Below are 20,214 nucleotides of genomic sequence, written 5' to 3'. Positions count from 1 at the left end.
GAAGGCACGCGAGCGCGGTCGTGGCGTGCCCCTACCGAGCGGCGACGGGCCCGCAGGACCCGTAGGCCGAACTCGCCAGGCTCGACGACGGCGGCGGGCGGCTCCCGCGCCCCACCCCGGTCAACAAGTCCGACGTCCCCCTCGTGAGATGAGGCGCCTGCCCAGCCGTTGCGCCGGAGCCTCCACGAAACGCCATGTCAGCGCGCTGAGCCCGAACAGCGCCCCCATCACGCCCGCCAGAGCCACCAGCCGCAGATCCAGCGGCACGGCCAGCGGTACGGGCCAGAACCGCTCGACGCTCTCCAGCGGCAGCGGATGAAGCAGGTAGATCGGTAGCAGGGGTGGGCATGGGTTTCCGGATCGTTTCCCTTTCTTTACGTAGTCGTTGAACTACCCTGAGTGGCGAAATTCCGCTTCCCTCAAGGTAGGAGTGTGTCCATGGACAGCTCGAACGGCCGGGTTCTCGTCGTCATCGTGCTCGCGACGGTCCTGTTCCTCGTCGGACGGCGCTTCCAGCGGACCGTGGACATCTGGGCGGGGTGGGGCAAGGCGATCAAGGCGGCGGCGGACGCGACGGCGAAGATCCCGGGGGCGAAGGCGACGGCCTGGGCCGCGCTCCGGGGCATGATCGTGGTCGGCCTGGGGGCGCTGGTCCTGTTCGCGGTTCTGACCAACGCGATCCGCCACAGCTGACAGCCCCGGCCGTCACAGGGGGTTCGTGACAGGCGGGTTGGGTGAGCGTCGGCCGTCTCGCCGAGGCGCCCGATCCGCGGGCGGGCCGGAGACGGCCCGGCTCGCGCGGCCGCCGACCGCCGCGCAACTCCCGGCTAACGGGTGACGATGAAGTCGGCGGCCTTTCTCGGGGCGCGGTCGCGGGGCGGGGCGGCCGGGTGGCCGATGGCGACGGCGCCCATCGGGTCCCAGTCCGGAGGCAGGTCGAGCACCTCTCGGACCACGTCGCGGCAGAACATGGTGGACGACACCCAGGCCGAACCCAGGCCCTCCACCGCCAGCTGGACCAGGAGGTTCTGGACCCCGGCGCCCGCGGCGACCACGAACATCTCCCGCTCCGCCGCGTTGCGCCGGTCGTCGCGGTAGGTGTGCGAGCCCTCGGCGACCAGGCAGGGCACCACCAGGTACGGCGCGGCGCGCAGCACGTCCCCACGCCTGACCCGCCGGGTGATCGACTCCGCGGAGAAGCCGTCGCCGCGCAGGTCGGCGATCCACGCCTCACGCATGGCGTCGAGCAGCCTCCGGCGGGCCTCGGGCGACTCCAGCAGCACGAACCGCCACGGGGTCGTGTGGTGCGGGGCCGGCGCGGCGATCGCGGCCTCCACCGCCCGGCGGACCGCGTCGCCGTCCACCGGCTCGGCGGAGAACTCACGGACGGTCCTGCGGGCGAAGAGCACGTCGCGCGAGCCGTACCGGAACATGTCGTCCTCGGACCGCCGGACCAGCTCGCCGACACCGGGGCCGTCGGCCTCGGTGGTGTACTCGGCCGCGCCCCGGATCACCGCCACCGGGGTCTGCGCGAGCTTGCCCTTGACCAGGTCCCCGGCGGCGGCGAACTCGTCGGCCACCGCGGTCACGGTCACCTCCAGCGCGTTGCCGTGGTCGTCGGCCATGCCCCGATAGTCGAGCACGGGCGTCACCCCGGCCACGCCGACGGCCATGTCGGTCTGGCCGTTGCGCCAGGGACGGCCGAAGGTGTCGGAGAGGATCACGCCGACCGAGACGCCGAGCCGTTCCCTGACACGCGCCCGGACGGCCGAGGCGGAGGCGTCCGGATCGACCGGGAGCAGCACGACGGTGCCGGGCTCGGTGTTGGAGGCGTCCACCCCGGCGGCGGCCATGACGAATCCGTGCGCGGTCTGCGCGATCACCGTCTCGCCCCGGCGGGCGACGACCCTGGTGGTCTCGGCCGCGATCGCCTCGTCGCGGCCGACGTCCCGGCGGACCCGGCCCTCCGCCTTGCTCGCGATTTTGGAGGTGACGACGAGGATGTCGCCGTCACGCAGGTACGGCGCGGCCTCGGCGATCAGCTCCCCGACGTCGTCGCCCTCCCGGACCTCTCCGATCCCGGCGACGGGGAAGACCTCCAGCGGAGTGTCGCTCCGGCTGCTCGGCCCGCGGCGGATGCCGCTCATCGGGCATCCCCCATCCGGAAGGTGCTCTGGGGCCCGGTGTTCCGGGACGCGGCGAGATCCTTGGCCAGGGTGAGGGCCGTGCGGGCGATGGCCGCGGTGGACTCGGCGTCATGCATGATCAGGGGGCGCGCCTGGACGCGCACGCCGTCGAGGCGGACTCCGGCGTCCTCCTCGGCGACCAGCCAGCCGTCGATCAGCGGCGAGCCGTACAGTTCGAGCACTGCCTGGGCGGAGCTCTCCGCGCCGACCGCGCGCAGGCAGGCGTCGGCCATGCCGCGGACCGGGGCGCCGCCGACGATGGGGGAGACGCCGACGACCGTCTTGGGCTCCAGGGCCTCGCGGACGCCCTTGATCTGCAGGATCGTGCCGATGCTGACCACCGGGTTGGACGGCGGCAGGATCACCACGTCCGCGTCGGCGATGGCCTGGAGCACGCCGGGGGCGGGGCGGGCGGCGTCCGCGCCGACCAGGATGATCTGCTCGGCCGGGACGGAGGCGCGCAGCCGTACCCACCACTCCTGGAAGTGGATGGCCCGGCGGCCCCGCTCGTCGGAGACGACCACGTGGGTCTCGGTCCGGTCGTCGCTCATCGGGATCAGCCGCACGCCCGGCTGCCAGCGGGCGCACAGCGCCTCGGTAACCGCCGACAGCGGGTATCCGGCCGCGAGCATCTGGGTGCGCACGATGTGGGTGGCGATGTCACGGTCGCCCAGGCCGAACCACTGCGGCTCCATGCCGTAGGCGGCCAGCTCCTCCTTGACGACGTGCGACTCCTTCTGCCTGCCCCAGCCCTGTTCCTCGTCGATGCCGCCGCCCAGGGTGTACATCACGGTGTCCAGGTCGGGGCAGATCTGCAGGCCGTAGAGGGTGATGTCGTCACCGGTGTTACCGATGACGGTGATTTCGGAGTCGGGGGCGGCGCTGAGCAGGCCGCGCAGGAAGCGGGCGCCGCCGATTCCACCGGCGAGGGACACGATGCGCATGCCGCCCAGTCTTTCATTGCTCCGCCCGCGATGCTTCGAAGGCCCCGCCCCAGGCCCGTGCCCGCCGGACGTTCTCCGGCAGACCGGCCGATTGGTTGGGCGGCACCCTCCAGACGTCGTGATCGGACGCTCTTCCCAGAGGGTGGCGGCCGGTCGGATCGTCGCCCGTGCGGACGGCGCCGGCGCCGGTCACGCGCTGGCAGCCGCCGACGGTGAAGCCCTCGTCCGAGCCGCGCGTCGCGGGTGAGGGGCCGGGCCGTCGGCCACGTGACCGCGCAGGTCGTCCGGGCTGAGGGGATTGGCGCCACGGGGAGGTCCTCGACCCGGAGTCCGAGCCGCGCCTCGCGGGTGGCGGACGGTGGATTCGCCCCCGGCGGGGGATCGGTGAGGAGACGAGGCCGTCACGGTAGGGTCCGTGGCCGGACAAGCCGTCGCCGCGGGGTGGCGGTCTCCGAACAGCCCGGGTGTTTCCGGAACGGGGCCGTTTCGGGGAGGCGGGGCTGTTTCCAGCGGGACGGGGTGGTGGGGAAACGCGTCGGTCACCTCTGTGCTCCGATCTTCCTCGTGCCTTCCCTCCCTCTTCTTCGCGATCTATCGACGGTGTGCCGGGAGCGCCTTGTCTTGATCGTTATGAGGGACGTCTCCGCTGGCAGGAGTGCCTGTCGGGCTGCCCGAAATATGTGTCAATAGTATGCAATGAAGCACTTATGAGATTCGTAGGGTTCCTGGGGTGACCGACACCTAAGTCAGGCATGTGCAAAACTTGGCCCGGGTTTACCTAAGAACCCTTTGGGGGTAGTTGTGATCAATGTCGAGGCTGACCGGCTCCGAGAACCGGCGGCGTGGCTCATGGTCGCCGTGGCGTCCACGCGCGTTCTCATCGGCATCGAGCGTCTGCTGTTCGGCACGCCGTCCCTCAAAGACGCCTCCTTCGCGCTCCGCGCGGCCGGACACGTGGAGGACCTCACCTCGCCGGTGATCCCCGCGCTGCTCGTCGGCGCCGTGCTGCTGGCCGGGCACGCCGGGCCGGCCATCGAACGGCTGAGGCTCACGATCCAGGTGGCCGTGGGCACGCTCGGGCTGGCGGTGCTGTTCGGCACGGTCGGCCTGTTCGGCGGCCTGTTCGCCGGAGAGACGGTCCTGCGGGAGAAGGCGGAATTCCTGGTCGGCAGCCTCCCGGCTCTCGCGCTGACCGCGATCGCCCTGTTCTACCTGCTGCCGAAGGCGGCCCTGGCCGGCTCCCAGGGCGACGCCCTCTCGTCGGGCGACCTCCGGGCCGACACCGGCTCCCGGCGATCCCGCCAGCAGCGCCCCCAGGAGCCCCGCTTCCAGGAGCCCCGTCAGGAGCCCCGTTCGCAGGAGCAGCGGTCCCTGGAGCAGTACGGCGCCGCGCACGGGCACCTCCCGCATGGCGCGCCCGTCCACCCCCAAAGTGCGCCCGTCCACCCCCAGGGCGGCCAGTCGCCGCAGGGCTTCCACCCGCAGGACCCCGCGCAGGGCGGCCCCGCCTACTCGCAGGAGCAGACGCCGCAGCAGGGGCTCCGCTCTCCGGAGCAGGGCGCCCCGCAGGGCTTCCAGCAGCATGAGCAGGCCGCCCCACAGGGCTTCCCGTCACATGACCAGGCGCCGCAGCAGGGCTTCCACGCCCAGGAGCAGACGCCGCAGCAGGGTCTCCGCTCCCCGGAGCAGACGCCGCAGCAGGGCTTCCCCTCTCCGGAGCAGGGCGCCCCGCAGGGCTTCCAGCAGCATGAGCGGGCCACGCAGGGTGGGCACGCCTACCCTCAGCAGCAGTTCCAGCCCGTTCCTCAGCTGCCCTACAGCCCGCCGGCGCTCCCTCCCGCCCCCGCCTCCTCCTCTGCCGAGGGGCACGGCGGCCCGCAGCAGGCCCACGGCTACCCCGCGCCGTCGGGCGACGTGTACGGCGCGCCCTACGGGCAGCCGGCCGAGAGCCAGCCCTACGGCGGCTGGTCCGGCTCCCATGCCCAGTCCCCGGCGCAGCCCGCCCACCAGGCTCCCGCGGCCGCGACCGAGGTGTACAACTCGGGCTCCTACCCCCCGGGCTCCTACGTTCCGGCCGACGCTCAGCCCCAGCCCCATGCTCAGCCCCAGGCCCCTGGGCAGGCTCAGGCCACGCTGTACGACCCGCCGCCTTCCGTCTACGACCCGCCGATCTACTCCGAACGCTCCCAGTCGTCGGTCTACGCCGACCCGGCGGTCTACGCCGAGCCGTCGCCTCCCGCCTACGTCCAGCCGGCCGACTCCCGGCTGACCGGCTACTCGCACCAGTCGGAGCAGCCGACCTCCTTCTACGGGACGCAGCCGGCGGCCTCGCCGTACGCGTCGGCCGACAGCCGGCCGCAACCGTCCTTCGACAGCCAGGCGCAGCACTCCTTCCCGCAGTCGCCGCAGCCGGAGCAGCAGGGGTCGTTCTACGGATCGCAGCCGGAGGCCCCGGTGGCGTCGCCGTACGCGTCGGTCGACAGCCATCCGCCTCTGTCCTTCGACAGCCAGGCGCAGCACGCCTTCCCCCCTCCGCCCGACGACTACGGCCAGCCGCCCACGGGCTACCCCGGCTCGGAGTACGGCCGCCAGACCGAGCCGAACCTGCGCTACTCCGCGCCCGCGCCCGCGCCCGCGCCTGACCCGGTGGACCCCCGTTCCCAGCAGATGGCGCAGGCATACCAGCAGGCGGAGAGCTACCAGCAGCAGTCACAGGGCACCGATCCGCAGCTGAGGCCGGAGTACACCGGTTCGCAGCCGGGCGGCTCCTACGACGACCCGTTCGGCCATCCGCAGACGCCTCCGGCGCAGCAGCCGTACCAGCAGGGCGACCACCGGTGGGATTCGCTGGCCGAGACGGCGCCCCGGCTGGACACGAGCGCCTACCGGGGAGACCCGCTCAGCGGGCCCAGCCCCGTCGCGAGACCGTGGGACTCCCAGCCCATCGACCCCACCGCGATATACAAGCCCGAGCGCTCGGCTCAGGTCACGGGGGAGGAAACTCCGGATAGAGAGAGGGTGGGTCCCGGTCAGGAGCAGAACATGTCCTGGTACGGTTCCGACCGCCGGGAGCACTGAACGGGCCAGGTGATCGTCACGGGAGTCCGGGCGATCGCCACCATGGCAGGCACACGACCCAGAACCGGGGAGAGCAGGTCTTTCCCCGGATACCGGCATGCCGCTTGACGTCACACAGGCCACGCGCGTGTAATTACACACGTGTTGTTACGCCTTCCTCTGGCGTGGGTAAGAGGGGGGCGTTCATAGGGGGGCTCCATTTGCGGGCGGGCGGCAGGGAGGTGTGCAGTGGCCGACCTGGTCATCGCACAGGACAGCATCGCTGAAGAGCAGCTTGGCTGGCAGGAACGCGCGCTCTGCGCGCAGACCGACCCGGAGGCGTTCTTCCCGGAGAAGGGGGGGTCCACTCGTGAGGCCAAGAAGGTGTGTCGCTCATGCGAGGTGCGTGCCGAATGCCTTGAGTACGCGCTCGAACACGATGAGCGATTCGGCATCTGGGGTGGGCTCTCGGAGCGGGAGCGCCGCAGGATCAAGCGTGAGGCGGTCTGACGAATCTGAGAAGGCAGTCCAGGGCGCCCACTGAGGGCGCCTGAACATATATCGATGGGTCACGTGACCGACGGTCACGTGACCCATTTTTCGTGCATCGGACATAGTCCGACATAGGGTGCCGTATCGTTGTCGCCGATCAACAGCCCTTCCTGAACACGGGACGTATGTCCAGCACCGACTCCCCGCACCCCCCTCCCACCGTCACCGCGATCGTCGTGTCCCACGACGGCGCCCGCTGGCTGGGGGAGACCCTTGACGCGCTCCTTCGGCAGACCCGGTCGGCGGACCGGATCGTCGGGGTGGACAACGGCAGCCGTGACGACAGCGCCGCGCTGCTGACCGGCAGGTTCGGCCCCAACGCCGTGCTCACCCTCCCGCGCTCGACGAGCTTCGGCCAGGCCGTCGCCGAGGTCCTCGACCGGCTGAGGCCCACCGGGGGACAGGAGTGGATCTGGCTGCTCCACGACGACTGCGCGCCGGACGACGGCGCCCTGGAGGCCCTGCTGCGGGCCGCGGACCGGGATCCCAAGGCCGCGGTGCTCGGCCCCAAGCTCCGTGACTGGCTGGACCCGCGGTTCCTGCTCGAAGTCGGTGTCACCGTCGGCCGGACGGGCCGCAGGGACACCGGGCTGGAGGCGCGCGAGCTCGACCACGGCCAGCACGACGACGGAGTCAGGGACGTGCTCTCGGTCTCCACAGCGGGGATGCTGGTCCGCAGGGACGTCTGGGAGGAGGTGGGCGGACTCGACCCGTTCCTGGCGATCTTCCGCGACGACCTCGACCTGTGCTGGCGCGTCAGGGCCGCCGGATACCGGGTGTGGAACGTCACCGGGGCGGCCGCCCGGCACGCCGAGGCGGCCGCCCGGCGGCGGCGCCGCATCACCGTCAGCGGCGACCACCCCCGCCGTCTGGACCGCCGCAACGCCGTCTTCGTGGTCATGGCGAACCTGCCGCTCAGGTCGCTGCCCTGGGCGCTGGTCCGCAACCTCGCCGGCTCGCTGCTGCGCACCCTGCTGTTCCTGATCGCCAAGCAGCCCGCCGACGCGCTGGACGAGATCGTCGCGCTCGGCTCGGTGCTCGGCCACCCCGTCCGGCTGCTCAAGGCTCGCAGGGCCCGCGCCGGGGGCCGCGGACAGGACCGCGCGGAGGTCGCGAGGCTGCTCACCCCACCGGGCGCGGGCTACCGGCGGCTGATCAACCGGTTCCAGAGCTACCTGGCCGGAAGCGGTTTCGCGGAATCCGCCGGGCGGCACCACGCGGTGACCTCCCCGCAGGAGGACGGCGAGGAACTCCTCACCGACACGGGAGCGGTGCGGCGCCTCCTCGGCAATCCGGGGACGCTGCTCTTCCTGGCCCTGACCGTGGTCACGCTGGTCGCCGAACGGAGCCTTCTCGGTGGCGCGCGGCTGGGCGGTGGCGCGCTCGTCCCGGTGATCGGCGGCTCCTCCGACCTGTGGGACCTCTACGTCGCCGACCACCATCCGGCGGGGCTGGGCGGTGACGGGTGGGCCCCGCCGTACGTCGCGGTGCTCGCCGCGCTCTCCACGGTCCTGTTCGGCAAGACCTGGCTCGCGGTCTGGGTGCTTCTGCTCGGCTGCGTGCCGCTGGCCGGGCTCTCCGTCTACGCGGCGACCCGGTCGATCGTTCCCGGCCGGTGGACCCGCGTCTGGCTGGCCTCCTGCTACGCCCTCCTCCCGGTCGGCGCCGGGGCGGTCGCCGCCGGACGGCTCGGCACCGCCGTGGTCTTCGTCCTGCTGCCGGGGTACGCGGCGCTGGCCGTCGCGGTGCTCACGGGCGGCCGCCGGGGGCGCCGCGCCGCCTGGAGTCTCGGACTGCTCCTGGCCGTCGGCACGGCCTTCGCCCCGCTCGTGTACCCGCTCGCCCTGACCCTCGGCGCGCTGGCCGTACTGGCCCTCCCCCGCAGGGGCCTCGCCGTCTCGGTGATCGTCGCGTTCGGGGTCCCGGTGGCGCTGCTGTTCCCCTGGCTGGTCCAGGTGGTCGGCAGTCCGGGCCGGCTGCTGCTGGAGGCCGGGCTGCACCGGCCCGGTCTGGTCGACGCCGCGCTGCCGGTCCCCTCGCTGCTGATGCTCAGCCCCGGCGGCCCCGGCATGCCGCCGCTCTGGGTGACCGCCGGGCTCGTCGCCGCCTGCCTGGCCACGCTGCCGATGCGCGGCAACCGCATGATCATCGCCATCGGCTGGGGGGTCGCGATCTTCGGCCTGCTGGTGGCGATCCTGGTCAGCCGGACCCCGGTCACCTCGCCGAACGGCGACGCACAGGCTCCCGCCTGGCCGGGCGTGCCGCTGGCCTTCGCCGCCGTCGGCCTGCTCGTGGTCGCCGCGCTCGGAGCCGGCCGGGTCGCCGAGTTCCGGGCGGCCGGCGGAATGCGGAGGATCGCCGCGTTCGCCGTGGTGGGGGTCGCCCTCGCCACGCCGCTTCTCGCGGCGGCCGGCTGGGTCAGGGAGGGGGTCGCGGGGCCGATCAGCGGGAACGTGCCCGACGCGCTGCCGGCGCTGGTGACGGTCAACTCCTCCGGGGGTGAGCGGACCCTGCTCCTGCGCGCCGGGGAGAGCGGCTTCGGCTTCGCCGTGCTGCGCGGCCGTACCCCGCTGATCGGCGAAGCCGACATCCTCACGCCGCCACAGGACCGCGAGCGGGTCGCCGTCGCGGCGGGTGGGCTGGTCTCGGGGCGGGGCGGTGACGACGCGCGGGTGCTGGCCTCCTACGGCGTGCGGTTCGTCGTGGTGAGCCCGCCGGTCACCCCGGAGATCAGCCGCGCGCTGGACTCCCAGCCGGCCCTGGCCAGGATGAGCCTGTCCCGCGCCCTGGGCGTGTGGCGACTGACCCAGCCGGTCCCTGCGTCCCCGGCGATTCCGGTATCTCCGGCGGCCCCGGTGTCCTCGGCGCCCCCGGCCTTTCCGGCGCCCTCGGCCTCCCCGACGGCTCCGACCTTCCCGACGGCCCCGGCCTTTCCGGCGGTCCCGGGGTCCTCGGCGGCGTCGGCGGCCCCGGACGACCCCTGGCACGGCCGCTGGCTCTGGGCCCAGGCCGTGATGGTGCTGATCGTCTCGGTACTGGCCGCGCCCGGCTCGCGGGCCGACGCCGACGGCCGTGCCCCGTCCGAGACGCCCGACTCCGTGAGGGAGCCCGCCACCCGATGAAATTCCTGACCGAGAACCGGTTCGGTCTCCTCGGACCGGTCCTGGCGGCCCTGCTCGCCTGTTACGGCGTGGCCTCCGTGACCAGGCCCGAGCCCCTGCCCGACCCCGCCCCCGGGCTGCGGAAGGTGCCCGTCGCCTCCGTGACGGCCGTCTGCCCCGACTCCGGCCACACCACCGTCGGTGTCGTCACCCCGCCGGGCAACGGCGGCCGGGGTGTCGCGACGCTCGCCGCCGGTGGCAGGACCCTCACCACCCTGGAGAGCCCGGGTGTCCTCCGGCGGGAGAAGGTTCCCGCCGGATCGGGGTCGCTCGTCCTCACCGCCACCGGGAGCATGGCGGCGGGCCTGGAGTCGGCGCAGACCCGCAGGGAGACCTCGGGCAGACACCGGGGACTGGCCGGGGTGCGGTGTGTGGAACCGGCCGCGAGCACCTGGCTGGTCGGGCCGGGCCCCGCCGCCGCCGACGTCACGCTCCATCTCGCCAACCCCGACCTGGCCCCGGCCGCCGTGGACATCACGATCTACGGCGGGGAGGGCATGGTGGTCGGCGACTCCGGCGGCACGATCATCCTCAGACCGGGCGAGAGTCGTACGATCGATCTCAAGGACCTGGCCCCGTCGCCGCTCGTCATGGCGGTCGAGGTGCGCACCGGCTCCGGCCGGGTCACCGCGGCGGCTCGGGCGATCATGTACGGCGGGCGGGGCGTCGACTGGCTGCCGGCCTCCGCGGCCCCGGCCACCCGCGTCGTGGTCCCGGGCGTCCCCGGCGGCGGAGGCAGGCGCGAACTGCTGGTCGCCTCCGTCACCGAGGCCGGCACCCTGGTGGAGGTCAAGGCGCTCACCTCGGACGGGACCTACGCGCTCAAGGGGCGGGAACTGGTCGAGGTGCCCGCGGGGTCCGTCGCCGTCCTCGACCTGTCGAAGGCTCTCGCCGATCGGCCCGCCGCGCTCATGCTCACCTCGGAGGCCCCGATCGTGGCCGGGCTGGTCGTCACCGGGACCGGTAAGAAGAGCGATGTGGCGTTCACCTCGGGGGCGGACCCCATCGACCTGGGCAGTGTGGTCGCCGACAACCGCACCGGCGGGGAGAAGAGCTCCCGGCTGCTGCTGACCGCGCCGGAGGGCGCGGGGAAGGTGAGCGTACGGGTGGTGCCGCGCGAGGGGGCGGCGCCGGAGCCGTTCGAGGTGGAGATCGCCGCCGCGCGCACCCGGCAGGTCAGCCTGCCCAAGGTGGACGGCGCCTTCGCGGTGACGGTGCTGCCGCTCCCCGGCTCCGGCCCGGTGTACGGCGGGCGGGTGATGGACGAGCGGATCAAGCGCGGGCTGGCGCTGACCGTCCAGCCGCTGGCCGCCGCCCGAATCTGGGCGCTGGTCCCGCCGATGACCGAGTCCGCGGCCACCGTGCTGCCCTGAGTCGCGATGCGCGGGGCGGGGACGGGACCCGTGTGTGCGGAGTCCGCGACCACCGTGCCGCCCTCGGGCGTGAGGGGCCGGACGGGGCGGGGTCGGCGAGCCCGGGATCTCGTGGATGGGTACGGTGTTCCCGGGTCCCGCGAGCCGGAAACCCGGGACCGGGACCGGGAGTCGGGGAGGGGGCTCGGGCGTGCGGGTCGGGGGTCAGTCGTCCCCGTCGTATCCCGGGTCCACCGACTCGGGGGACAACCCCAGCAGCCCGGCGATCTGCTCCACCACGGCGTCGTGCACCATCGCGCCGAGCTGATCGCGGTCGCGGGCCCTGGCCTCCAGGGGACGGCGGTAGATGATCACGACGGCGGGGCGCTTTCCGGCGGCGGGCTCGGCCCGGCCGAACGGGATGGGCCCACCGCTGAGCAGTCCGGGGCCGTCGCCCAGGTCGATGATCGGGGGCACGTCCTCGACCGCGAACTCCACGGCCGCGAGCTGGTCGCTCCAGCGGGGTCTGAGCCGGTCCACCGCGTCCAGCACGAGATCGTCGAAGCGCTCGCTGCGAGACTTGGCGATCGGCACGTGAGAGGGCGCCAGCGGACCCCGCATACCGCGACCGTGCCGGTCGCGCCTGCGGGGGGGACGAGGTCTACCGGATGCCGAGCTCACGGGCCAAGCTTAGACGCGCCCGGAGCGAAGGTGTGAAGGGGCCGTTACAGGCGGGTGTAAGCCGTACAGGCGGGTCAAAGCCGGGACACGTGTCCGAATTGTGGCGACACGCTCGTTAAGAGCGCTCAGATAGTGGCGCCTCGGACGCTTACCGGATACGGTCCCACCGTGAGCCCCGTCCGCCGCTGTTCCCGCACCGCGTGTAGTCAGCCCGCCGTATTCACGCTCACGTACGTCTACGCCGATTCGACCGCCGTTCTCGGGCCCTTGGCGACGTACGCCGAGCCGCACTGTTACGACCTGTGCGCCGAGCATGCCGAGCGGCTCACCGCACCCCGCGGCTGGGAGGTCGTCCGGCTTCCCACAGACGGCGTATCACCCAGCACCGACGATCTCGAAGCCCTCGCCAACGCGGTTCGCGAGGCCGCCAGACCCGCCCCGACGAACGGCACCGAGCCGGTGGGGCAGGGGGTCGAGGTTGGGCGCCGCGGGCATCTGCGGGTGCTCCGTTCCGCTCAGCCCCAGCGCGACCGCTGACCCGGCTAGGCTGTGCCCAGCAGAGACGACAAAAAGGGGCGGAGCTGGAGTGGGCGACCTCGCCAAGATCTTCAAGGCGTACGACGTGCGCGGTGTCGTACCGGATGAACTGGACGAGGAGACCGCCGAGGCGGTCGGCGCGGCCTTCGTGGAGGTGACCGGGGCGCGGACCACGGTGACGGCGCACGACATGCGCGCCTCGTCCGGGCCACTGGCGGCGGCCTTCGCCCGGGGGGCGACCTCGCGCGGCGCCGATGTGATCAACGTGGGTCTTGGCTCCACCGACATGCTCTACTACGCCAGCGGCAGCCTGGGCCTGCCCGGCGTGATGTTCACCGCCAGCCACAACCCGGCCCGTTACAACGGCATGAAGATGTGCCGGGCCGGTGCCGTGCCCATCGGCGGCGACACCGGGCTGGCCGAGATCCGCGACCGGGCTGCCGCGCTGCTCGCGTCCGGCGCGGGCGGTGACGGTGGTGACGGTGGCGGGACCGTCTCCGGGCGCGACCTGCTGCGCGGCTACGCCGACCACCTGCGCACGCTGGTGGACCTCTCCGGGATCCGGCCGCTGCGGGTCGTGGTGGACGCTGGCAACGGCATGGGCGGGCACACCGTGCCCGTGGTGTTCGAGGGGCTTCCCCTGGAGCTGACCGCCCTCTACTTCGAGCTGGACGGCACCTTCCCCAACCACGAGGCCAACCCGATCGAGCCGGAGAACCTCCGCGACCTGCAGAAGGCCGTGCTCGACGTCGGCGCCGACATCGGCCTGGCCTTCGACGGCGACGCCGACCGCTGCTGGGTGGTCGACGAGCGCGGCGAGTCGGTCTCGCCGTCCACCATCACCGCGCTGGTCGCGGCCCGCGAGCTGGCCAAGCACCCCGGCGCCGCGATCATCCACAATCTGATCACCTCGCGGGGCGTTCCGGAGATCGTCGCCGAGCACGGGGGCCGCCCGATCCGCACCCGGGTGGGCCACTCCTTCATCAAGGCGGAGATGGCCAGGACCGGTGCGATCTTCGGCGGTGAGCACTCCGCGCACTACTACTTCAAGGACTTCTGGTCCGCCGACACCGGCATGCTGGCCGCGCTGCACGTGCTGGCCGCGCTCGGAGAGCAGGATCGGCCGCTGTCGGAGCTCCTCGCGGACTACGCCCGTTACGCGGCCTCCGGGGAGATCAACAGCACCGTCGCCGACCAGGCCGCCGCGACGGCGCGGGTCCGCGGGAGGTTCGCCGGTCGTGACGGCGTCACCTTCGACGAGCTGGACGGCATGACCGTCTCCGGCCCCGGATGGTGGTTCAATCTTCGTCCGTCCAACACCGAGCCGCTGCTCAGGCTGAACGCCGAGGCGGCCGACGAGATTCAGATGGCAGCGATCAGGGACGAAGTTCTCGCTGTCGTGAGGAGCTGAGCGAGTGAAGATCGACGACTGGCTGCTGGAGATCCTGGCCTGTCCGCACTGTAAGTCCCCGCTCCGCGCCGAGCCGGAGACGGACGAGCTGTCGTGCACCTCGGCCTCCTGCGGCCTGGTGTATCCGGTCCGGGACGACATCCCGGTGCTGCTGGTCGACGAGGCGCGGAAGTCGTGAGCTGGGAGCCCGATCGGCTCGACGATCAGGGTCGGTTGGCCGACGGCGACCCGTCGGGCATGCTCCGCGCGGTGGCGGCCTCGGCGGCGCAGGTCCGCACCTCCCACCGGGCCGCGCGTGAGGCGGGCCTCGGGTCGCTGGCCAAGGGGGGCCGGCCGCGGTCCATCGTGGTCGCCGGTATGGGCGGCTCCGGCATCGCCGGTGACATCCTCAACGCGGTGTGCGGTCACGGTGTCCCGCTGCCGATCGTGACCGTGCGCTCCTACCGGCTGCCCGGCTGGGTCGGCGGGACCGACCTGGTGATCGCGGTGTCCTGCTCGGGAAAGACCGAGGAGACGCTCGCGGTGGCGATGGAGGCCGTCCGCAGGGGGTGCCGCCTGCTCGTGCTGGGCGCGCCCGACTCGCCGCTGCACGCGGTCGCCCGGCAGTCGGGTGCGGCCTTCGTGCCGGTCGTCACCCGAGGGCAGCCGCGTACCGCAGTCTGGGCGCTCTCGGTCCCGCTGGTGGTCGCCGCCGCCGAGCTGGGCCTGATCCAGGTGGACGACGAGGTGTTCGAGGCCACGGCGGAGCGTCTGGAGGACGTCGCCCACCGGTGCCGCCCGACGAGCGAGTCCTTCATCAACCCGGGCAAGTCGCTGGCCATGGAGCTGGCCGAGACGGTGCCGATGATCTGGGGCTCCTCCTCGCCGGCCGCCGTCGCCGCCTACCGGTGGGCCTGCCAGCTCAACGAGAACGGTAAGTATCCCGCGATCTGGGGGGAGATCCCGGAGGCCAACCACAATCAGGTGGTGGCGTTCGACGGCCCGCTGGCCAGGCGGGACATCTTCGCCGACGAGGCGGGGCGGTCGCTGCGGCTGTTCGTGCTGCGCGACGTGGACGAGCACCCCCAGGTGGTACGGCGCCGCGAGGCGTCCGTACGGCTGGCCGAGGACCGGGGCGTTCCGGTCACCCAGATCGTCGCGGAGGGGGTGCATCCGCTGGAGCGGCTCGCGACCCTCATAGAGTTGGGCGACTACGCGAGTACATACCTCGCCATCGGGTACGGGGTCGACCCGACCCCGGTTTCGGCCATCACCGAACTCAAGGCGAGAATTTCACATTAGTATCCTGTCTCGTCTTTTATCGCTATATGAGTGGAGGCTGCCGTGAGCGCGGGCGGCGGTACTAAAGCGATCATCGCGGCTCTGGCCGCGAACCTCGCGATCGCGGTGGCCAAGTTCGGCGCCTATCTGGTCACGACCTCGTCGTCGATGCTCGCCGAGTCGATCCACTCCCTGGCCGACTCGGGCAACCAGGTGCTGCTGCTGGTCGGCGGGAAGCGCGCGGAGCGGGAGCGGACGGCCGAGCACCCGTTCGGCTACGGCCGGGAGCGCTACTTCTACGCCTTCGTGGTGGCGGTGGTGCTGTTCACCATCGGCGCGCTCTTCTCCCTCTACGAGGGCTGGGAAAAGATCCACGACCCGCGCCCGGTGGAGACGCCGATCGTGGCCTTCGGGGTGCTGATCTTCGCGATCGTCGCGGAGAGCTTCTCCTTCCGTACCGCGATCAGGGAGTCCAACGCGGTCCGCGGCGACCAGTCCTGGGTCCAGTTCATCCGGCGGTCCAAGTCGCCCGAGCTGCCGGTCATCGTGCTGGAGGACCTTGGCGCCCTGGTCGGCCTGATCCTCGCGCTGCTCGGCGTGACGGTGGCCGTGATCACCGGTGACGGTGTCTGGGACGGCGTCGGCACGATGGCGATCGGCGTCCTGCTCGCGATCATCGCGGTCATCCTCGCGGTCGAGACCAAGTCGCTGCTGATCGGTGAGAGCGCGGGCCCCGAGGTCGAGAGGCAGATCGTCACCGCGCTCCAGGGCGTGCCGGAGGTGGCCAGGGTCATCCACATGCGCACCCTCCACCTGGGACCGGAGGAGATCCTGGTCGCCGCCAAGATCGCGGTGGATCACGACGAGACGGCGGCCGAGGTGGCCCGGGGCATCGACGAGGCCGAGCAGCGCATCCGCGCCGCCGTGCCGGCGGCCCGCGTCATCTACCTGGAGCCGGATCTGGACAAGAGCAGGGTCAACGGCTCCCTCTGAGGTTCCCGAGGACCCCGGGGACGTCCGTGTCCCCGGGGTCCTCCCATGGGGAGGCGGTCCGCGACGGCCGGCGTGCGGGGCGTCTCAGGTGTGCGGGACGATCAGCCCCGACTCGTAGGCGTGGATGACGGCCTGGGTGCGGTCGCGCAGCCCGAGCTTGGCCAGCAGCCGGGCCACGTGGGTCTTGACGGTGTGCTCGGTGACCACGAGGTGCGCCGCGATCTCGGCGTTGGACAGGCCCCGGGCGATCAGGCGCAGCACCTCCGTCTCGCGAGGGGTCAGCGGGCCGGGCGGTGCCGGGCGGCGCCGGCGGGAGAACTCCGCGATCAGCCGCCTGGTGATCTTCGGGGCGAGCAGCGCGTCGCCGCGCGCCACCGTCCGGACCGCGTCGGCCAGGTCGTTCGCCCGGACGTCCTTGAGCAGGAACCCGCTCGCCCCCGCGGTGAGCGCGTCGTACACGTAGTCGTCCAGGTCGAATGTGGTGATCATGATGACCCTGGTCGTCTCGTTCTCCAGGATCCGGCGGGCCGCCTCGATCCCGTTCATCTCCGGCATCCGGATGTCGAGGAGCGCGACGTCCGGGTGGGTCTCCCCGGCCAGCCGGACCGCCCGCGCGCCGTCCGGGGCGGTGCCCACGACGGTGAGGTCGGGCTGCGCGTCGAGTACGGCGGAGAACCCGCGGAGCACGATCGGCTGGTCGTCGGCGACCAGCACGCGGATCCGTCCGTCCGGTGCCGCGGTGGGCGGGGGGCCGGCCCGCCGGGGCCGCCGGGGCCGGTTGGAGGAGACGGGCTCGCCGGGGTGGCCTCCCTGAGGCGCGTCCGGCGTGTCCGGTGTGCCGGGGGAGGGGGTGACGGGGGACATGGCGGAGATCAGTCCAGAGGTAGGCCGGCCTGGATGAGGAAGCCCCCGGTGGGGCCGGGACCCGCGTTGAACCAGCCGCCGAGGGCCAGGGCGCGCTCGCGCATGCCGACCAGGCCGTGCCGACCGGCATGCCCGTCCGGCGGGTCCGCGGCGGGGCCGGGGCCGTTGTCGACGATCCGCAGCACCAGCAGGGCGGGGCGGTAGGTGAGCTCGATCGAGACCCGGGCGCCGGGGGCGTGGACGCGGGCGTTGGTCAGCGCCTCCTGGACGATCCGGTAGGCCGAGACGTCCACGGCCTGCGGGACCGGCACCTGCTCGCCGACCACGTCCAGGTCCACCTCGCCGTCGTGCCGCCCGACCAGCTCGGGAAGCCGCGCCAGCCCCGGTTGTGGCGCGGTCTCCGGGGCGGTGGGGACGTCGGCGCGGAGCACGCCGAGCAGGCGGCGCATCTCGGTGAGCGTGGTGCGGGCGGAGGTCGCGATCTCGGCGAACTCCCGCCTGGTCCGGTCGTCGAGGTCGTCGAGCGTGTAGGGCGCGGTCTCGGCCTGGACGGCGATCAACGACACCGAGTGGGCCACGATGTCGTGCATCTCCCGGGCGATCCTGGCCCGCTCGGCCATCGCGGCCCGCTCCCTGAGGGTCTCCAGGTTGTCGGCGCGCACCTCCTTGATCTCGGTGCGGCTCCGCCGTACGTCCGCGAGCAGGGCGGTCGCGATCATCACGCCGAGGAACACCGCGACGACGCCGCCCCCGGAGTGGAGACCGATCGCCCTGTCGAGCAGGAGACCGACCGCCCTGTCGAACAGTACGACGAGGACGGAGATGAGCGCCGTCAGGGCCCATGCGCCTCTCCGTCCGAGCCGGCGCAGGAGCGTGTAGAAGGACAGCACGCCCGAGAGGGCGACGGCCAGGGGGAGGCTGGGCGGACCTATGTTGATCACCCCCAGCCCGGCGCCGAGCAGGGTCAGCAGGAGGGCCGGCCAGGGGTGCCGGCGGCGGACGGCCTGCGGCGCGGTGGCCAGCAGCGCGGGCAGGACGGCGATCGTGCCGTGGCGCATGCCGGCGGTCTCCAGCACGGCGAAGCCCGCGAGCAGGGCGGCGACGACGATGTCCGTGAGGGGTGATTCGATGACCCGCCGGAGGTCGAAGGCCGAGATTCGCCTCTCGGCCCGGCTCAACGTGGTGGTGACATCCATGGGAGGAATTGTCTCGATCAGGGGGATACGGCGTCGTCACTCCTAGGAGCGACCTTGGAGCAGGCGCAGCGCCTTCTCCTTCTCGAAGTCCAGCGCCCGGCGCGGGGCCTGGATGCGGCCGATCCGCAGCCCCAGATCCCGTACGGCCTGCGCCACCGAGGGCTCGCTCAGCACCCGCAGCGCGAAGGACAGCTCGGCGGGGGAGATGTCGAACCGCTTCTCCAGCTCCATGCTCTGGGCCACGGCCGCGAGCTCCTCGGGGCCGAACCGCCGGTGCGCCCCCCGGCTCCTGACCGGCGGGAGCAGGCCGAGCGCCTCGCGGTAGCGGAGCATCCGGGGGGACATGCCCAGCCGCCTGGCGGCCTCGGTGATCCGCATTCTCCGGCCTTTCCGATGAATCTTACATTCTTGTGTCAGATTAGCGGTTCGTAAGGTGCGCCGCGCCGCGTCGGCCACCTAAACTCACACCGTCGACTTTTCCGGTGGAGTGGCCGCCTTGCCCGGGAGCGAAGCAGGATCGTGAGATCGGCGAGGGCGCGAGGCGAGCGAGACCATCAACCAGAGGGGTAAATTCATGGACTTCAAGGTCGCCGACCTTTCCCTTGCGGCCTTCGGGCGCAGGGAGATTCAGCTCGCCGAGCACGAGATGCCGGGTCTGATGGCCATCCGCAAGGAGTACGCCGAGGCCCGGCCGCTGGCCGGGGCGAAGATCATGGGCTCGTTGCACATGACCATCCAGACAGCCGTGCTCATCGAGACGCTGGTCGCGCTCGGCGCCGAGGTCCGCTGGGTGAGCTGCAACATCTTCTCCACCCAGGACCACGCCGCCGCGGCCGTCGTCGTCGGCCCGGCGGGCACCGAGGACGACCCGCAGGGCGTTCCGGTCTTCGCCTGGAAGGGCGAGACCCTGGAGGAGTACTGGTGGTGCACCGAGCAGGCGCTGCTCTGGCCCGGCGGTGACGGCCCCAACATGATCCTCGACGACGGCGGCGACGCCACCCTGCTCGTCCACAAGGGCGTCGAGTACGAGAAGGCCGGCGCCGTCCCCACCGCCGCCGAGGACGACGCCGAGGAGTGGAAGGTCATCCTCGACCTGCTCCGCCGTACCGTCACCGACGAGAAGAAGTGGACCGAGATCGCCTCCCGGATCAAGGGCGTCACCGAGGAGACGACCACCGGCGTCCACCGCCTCTACGAGATGTTCAAGGCCGGCTCGCTGCTCTTCCCGGCGATCAACGTCAACGACTCGGTGACCAAGTCGAAGTTCGACAACAAGTACGGCTGCCGCCACTCGGTCATCGACGGCCTCAACCGCGCCACCGACGTGCTGATCGGCGGCAAGGTCGCGGTCGTGGCCGGCTACGGCGACGTCGGCAAGGGCTGCGCCGACGCCCTCAGGGGCCAGGGCGCCCGGGTCATCGTCACCGAGATCGACCCGATCTGCGCGCTCCAGGCGGCCATGGACGGCTTCCAGGTCACCACGCTGGACGACGTCGTCGGCATCGCCGACATCTTCGTCACCACGACCGGCAACTTCGACATCATCACCGCCGACCACATGGCGAGGATGAAGCACAACGCGATCGTGTCCAACATCGGCCACTTCGACAACGAGATCGACATCACCGGCCTGGCGAAGACCCCCGGCATCGTGAAGCAGGAGGTCAAGCCGCAGGTCCACACCTGGACCTTCCCCGACGGCCACGCCATCATCCTGCTCGCCGAGGGCCGCCTGATGAACCTGGGCTGCGCCACCGGCCACCCCTCGTTCGTCATGTCCAACTCCTTCACCAACCAGGTGATCGCCCAGATCGAGCTGTTCGCCAAGACCGAGCAGTACCCGGTCGGCGTCTACGTGCTGCCCAAGCACCTGGACGAGAAGGTCGCCCGGCTCCACCTCGACGCGCTCGGCGTGAAGCTCACCACGCTCACCAAGGCCCAGGCCGAGTACATCGGCGTGGACGTCGAGGGCCCCTACAAGCCCGACCACTACCGTTACTGACCGACCGTTCCACCGGGC

General features: G+C 72.1%; 17 protein-coding genes. 11 read left to right on the top strand and 6 right to left on the bottom strand.

The features are described from left to right. The first annotated feature begins 438 nt into the window (after nucleotides 1-438). Nucleotides 439-693: a hypothetical protein gene (locus ACWEF2_RS16025; RefSeq protein ID WP_453815813.1), complete on the top strand. Its 255-nt coding sequence runs from the start codon at nucleotides 439-441 to the stop codon at nucleotides 691-693. 134 nt (nucleotides 694-827) lie between these two features. Here the strand turns inward: ACWEF2_RS16025 and ACWEF2_RS16020 are convergent, their stop codons facing one another. Further along, nucleotides 828-2,147 (bottom strand): coenzyme F420-0:L-glutamate ligase, encoded by a 1,320-nt coding sequence (locus ACWEF2_RS16020; protein ID WP_453815811.1) that lies wholly within the window; start codon nucleotides 2,145-2,147, stop codon nucleotides 828-830. Beyond that, on the bottom strand, nucleotides 2,144-3,130 hold the full coding sequence (cofD, locus tag ACWEF2_RS16015) for a 2-phospho-L-lactate transferase (RefSeq protein WP_453815809.1): 987 nt from the start codon (nucleotides 3,128-3,130) through the stop codon (nucleotides 2,144-2,146). Before cofD ends, ACWEF2_RS16020 begins: the two co-directional genes overlap by 4 nt. Before the next feature lie 801 nt (nucleotides 3,131-3,931). On the opposite strand from cofD, the gene ACWEF2_RS16010 reads away from it, so the two are divergent. The 4 genes from ACWEF2_RS16010 (at nucleotide 3,932) to ACWEF2_RS15995 (ending at nucleotide 11,273) form a co-directional block, all read left to right on the top strand. After that, entirely contained in the window at nucleotides 3,932-6,208 is a 2,277-nt protein-coding gene (locus tag ACWEF2_RS16010) for a hypothetical protein (RefSeq protein ID WP_453815807.1), read from the top strand. 228 nt (nucleotides 6,209-6,436) lie between these two features. Next, nucleotides 6,437-6,697, top strand: a complete 261-nt coding sequence (locus tag ACWEF2_RS16005; protein WP_012888122.1) for a WhiB family transcriptional regulator — start codon at nucleotides 6,437-6,439, stop codon at nucleotides 6,695-6,697. A 167-nt stretch (nucleotides 6,698-6,864) separates the two neighbouring features. Beyond that, the gene (locus ACWEF2_RS16000; protein WP_453815805.1) at nucleotides 6,865-9,861 is read left to right on the top strand and encodes a glycosyltransferase; all 2,997 of its coding nucleotides are present in this window, start codon (nucleotides 6,865-6,867) and stop codon (nucleotides 9,859-9,861) included. Next, entirely contained in the window at nucleotides 9,858-11,273 is a 1,416-nt protein-coding gene (locus ACWEF2_RS15995; protein ID WP_453815804.1) for a DUF5719 family protein, read from the top strand. Before ACWEF2_RS16000 ends, ACWEF2_RS15995 begins: the two co-directional genes overlap by 4 nt. A gap of 204 nt (nucleotides 11,274-11,477) precedes the next feature. Here ACWEF2_RS15995 and ACWEF2_RS15990 read toward each other — a convergent pair whose 3' ends face one another. Further along, the gene (locus ACWEF2_RS15990) at nucleotides 11,478-11,873 is read right to left on the bottom strand and encodes a metallopeptidase family protein (RefSeq protein WP_355591928.1); all 396 of its coding nucleotides are present in this window, start codon (nucleotides 11,871-11,873) and stop codon (nucleotides 11,478-11,480) included. Nucleotides 11,874-12,101: 228 nt separating this feature from the next. On the opposite strand from ACWEF2_RS15990, the gene ACWEF2_RS15985 reads away from it, so the two are divergent. The 5 genes from ACWEF2_RS15985 to ACWEF2_RS15965 are packed head-to-tail and all read left to right on the top strand — an operon-like array spanning nucleotide 12,102 to nucleotide 16,134. Beyond that, nucleotides 12,102-12,470 (top strand): DUF3499 domain-containing protein, encoded by a 369-nt coding sequence (locus tag ACWEF2_RS15985; RefSeq protein ID WP_355591931.1) that lies wholly within the window; start codon nucleotides 12,102-12,104, stop codon nucleotides 12,468-12,470. A gap of 49 nt (nucleotides 12,471-12,519) precedes the next feature. Continuing rightward, nucleotides 12,520-13,881, top strand: a complete 1,362-nt coding sequence (locus ACWEF2_RS15980) for a phosphomannomutase/phosphoglucomutase (RefSeq protein ID WP_453815801.1) — start codon at nucleotides 12,520-12,522, stop codon at nucleotides 13,879-13,881. Between the two features lie 4 nt (nucleotides 13,882-13,885). Next, on the top strand, nucleotides 13,886-14,059 hold the full coding sequence (locus tag ACWEF2_RS15975; RefSeq protein WP_453815799.1) for a Trm112 family protein: 174 nt from the start codon (nucleotides 13,886-13,888) through the stop codon (nucleotides 14,057-14,059). Beyond that, nucleotides 14,056-15,162 carry a bifunctional phosphoglucose/phosphomannose isomerase gene (locus ACWEF2_RS15970; protein WP_453815797.1) on the top strand — a complete coding sequence of 369 codons (1,107 nt, stop codon included), beginning with the start codon at nucleotides 14,056-14,058 and terminating at the stop codon, nucleotides 15,160-15,162. Before ACWEF2_RS15975 ends, ACWEF2_RS15970 begins: the two co-directional genes overlap by 4 nt. A 42-nt stretch (nucleotides 15,163-15,204) precedes the next feature. Next, complete coding sequence (locus ACWEF2_RS15965) at nucleotides 15,205-16,134, top strand: cation diffusion facilitator family transporter (RefSeq protein WP_453815795.1); 930 nt, start codon at nucleotides 15,205-15,207, stop codon at nucleotides 16,132-16,134. A gap of 84 nt (nucleotides 16,135-16,218) precedes the next feature. Here the strand turns inward: ACWEF2_RS15965 and ACWEF2_RS15960 are convergent, their stop codons facing one another. The 3 genes from ACWEF2_RS15960 to ACWEF2_RS15950 are packed head-to-tail and all read right to left on the bottom strand — an operon-like array spanning nucleotide 16,219 to nucleotide 18,572. After that, nucleotides 16,219-16,998, bottom strand: coding sequence for a response regulator (locus ACWEF2_RS15960; RefSeq protein WP_453815793.1), 780 nt, complete (start codon nucleotides 16,996-16,998; stop codon nucleotides 16,219-16,221). Nucleotides 16,999-17,006: 8 nt separating this feature from the next. Beyond that, on the bottom strand, nucleotides 17,007-18,194 hold the full coding sequence (locus ACWEF2_RS15955; protein WP_453815791.1) for a sensor histidine kinase: 1,188 nt from the start codon (nucleotides 18,192-18,194) through the stop codon (nucleotides 17,007-17,009). Nucleotides 18,195-18,236: 42 nt separating this feature from the next. Further along, complete coding sequence (locus ACWEF2_RS15950; RefSeq protein ID WP_453815789.1) at nucleotides 18,237-18,572, bottom strand: MerR family DNA-binding transcriptional regulator; 336 nt, start codon at nucleotides 18,570-18,572, stop codon at nucleotides 18,237-18,239. Between the two features lie 196 nt (nucleotides 18,573-18,768). Between ACWEF2_RS15950 and ahcY the strand changes: the two genes are divergently transcribed. Then, nucleotides 18,769-20,196: an adenosylhomocysteinase gene (gene ahcY, locus ACWEF2_RS15945; RefSeq protein ID WP_453815787.1), complete on the top strand. Its 1,428-nt coding sequence runs from the start codon at nucleotides 18,769-18,771 to the stop codon at nucleotides 20,194-20,196. Nucleotides 20,197-20,214: the final 18 nt, after the last annotated feature.

Source organism: Streptosporangium sp. NPDC004631 (assembly GCF_053601935.1).
This window is presented reverse-complemented; position numbering and strand designations above follow the sequence as displayed.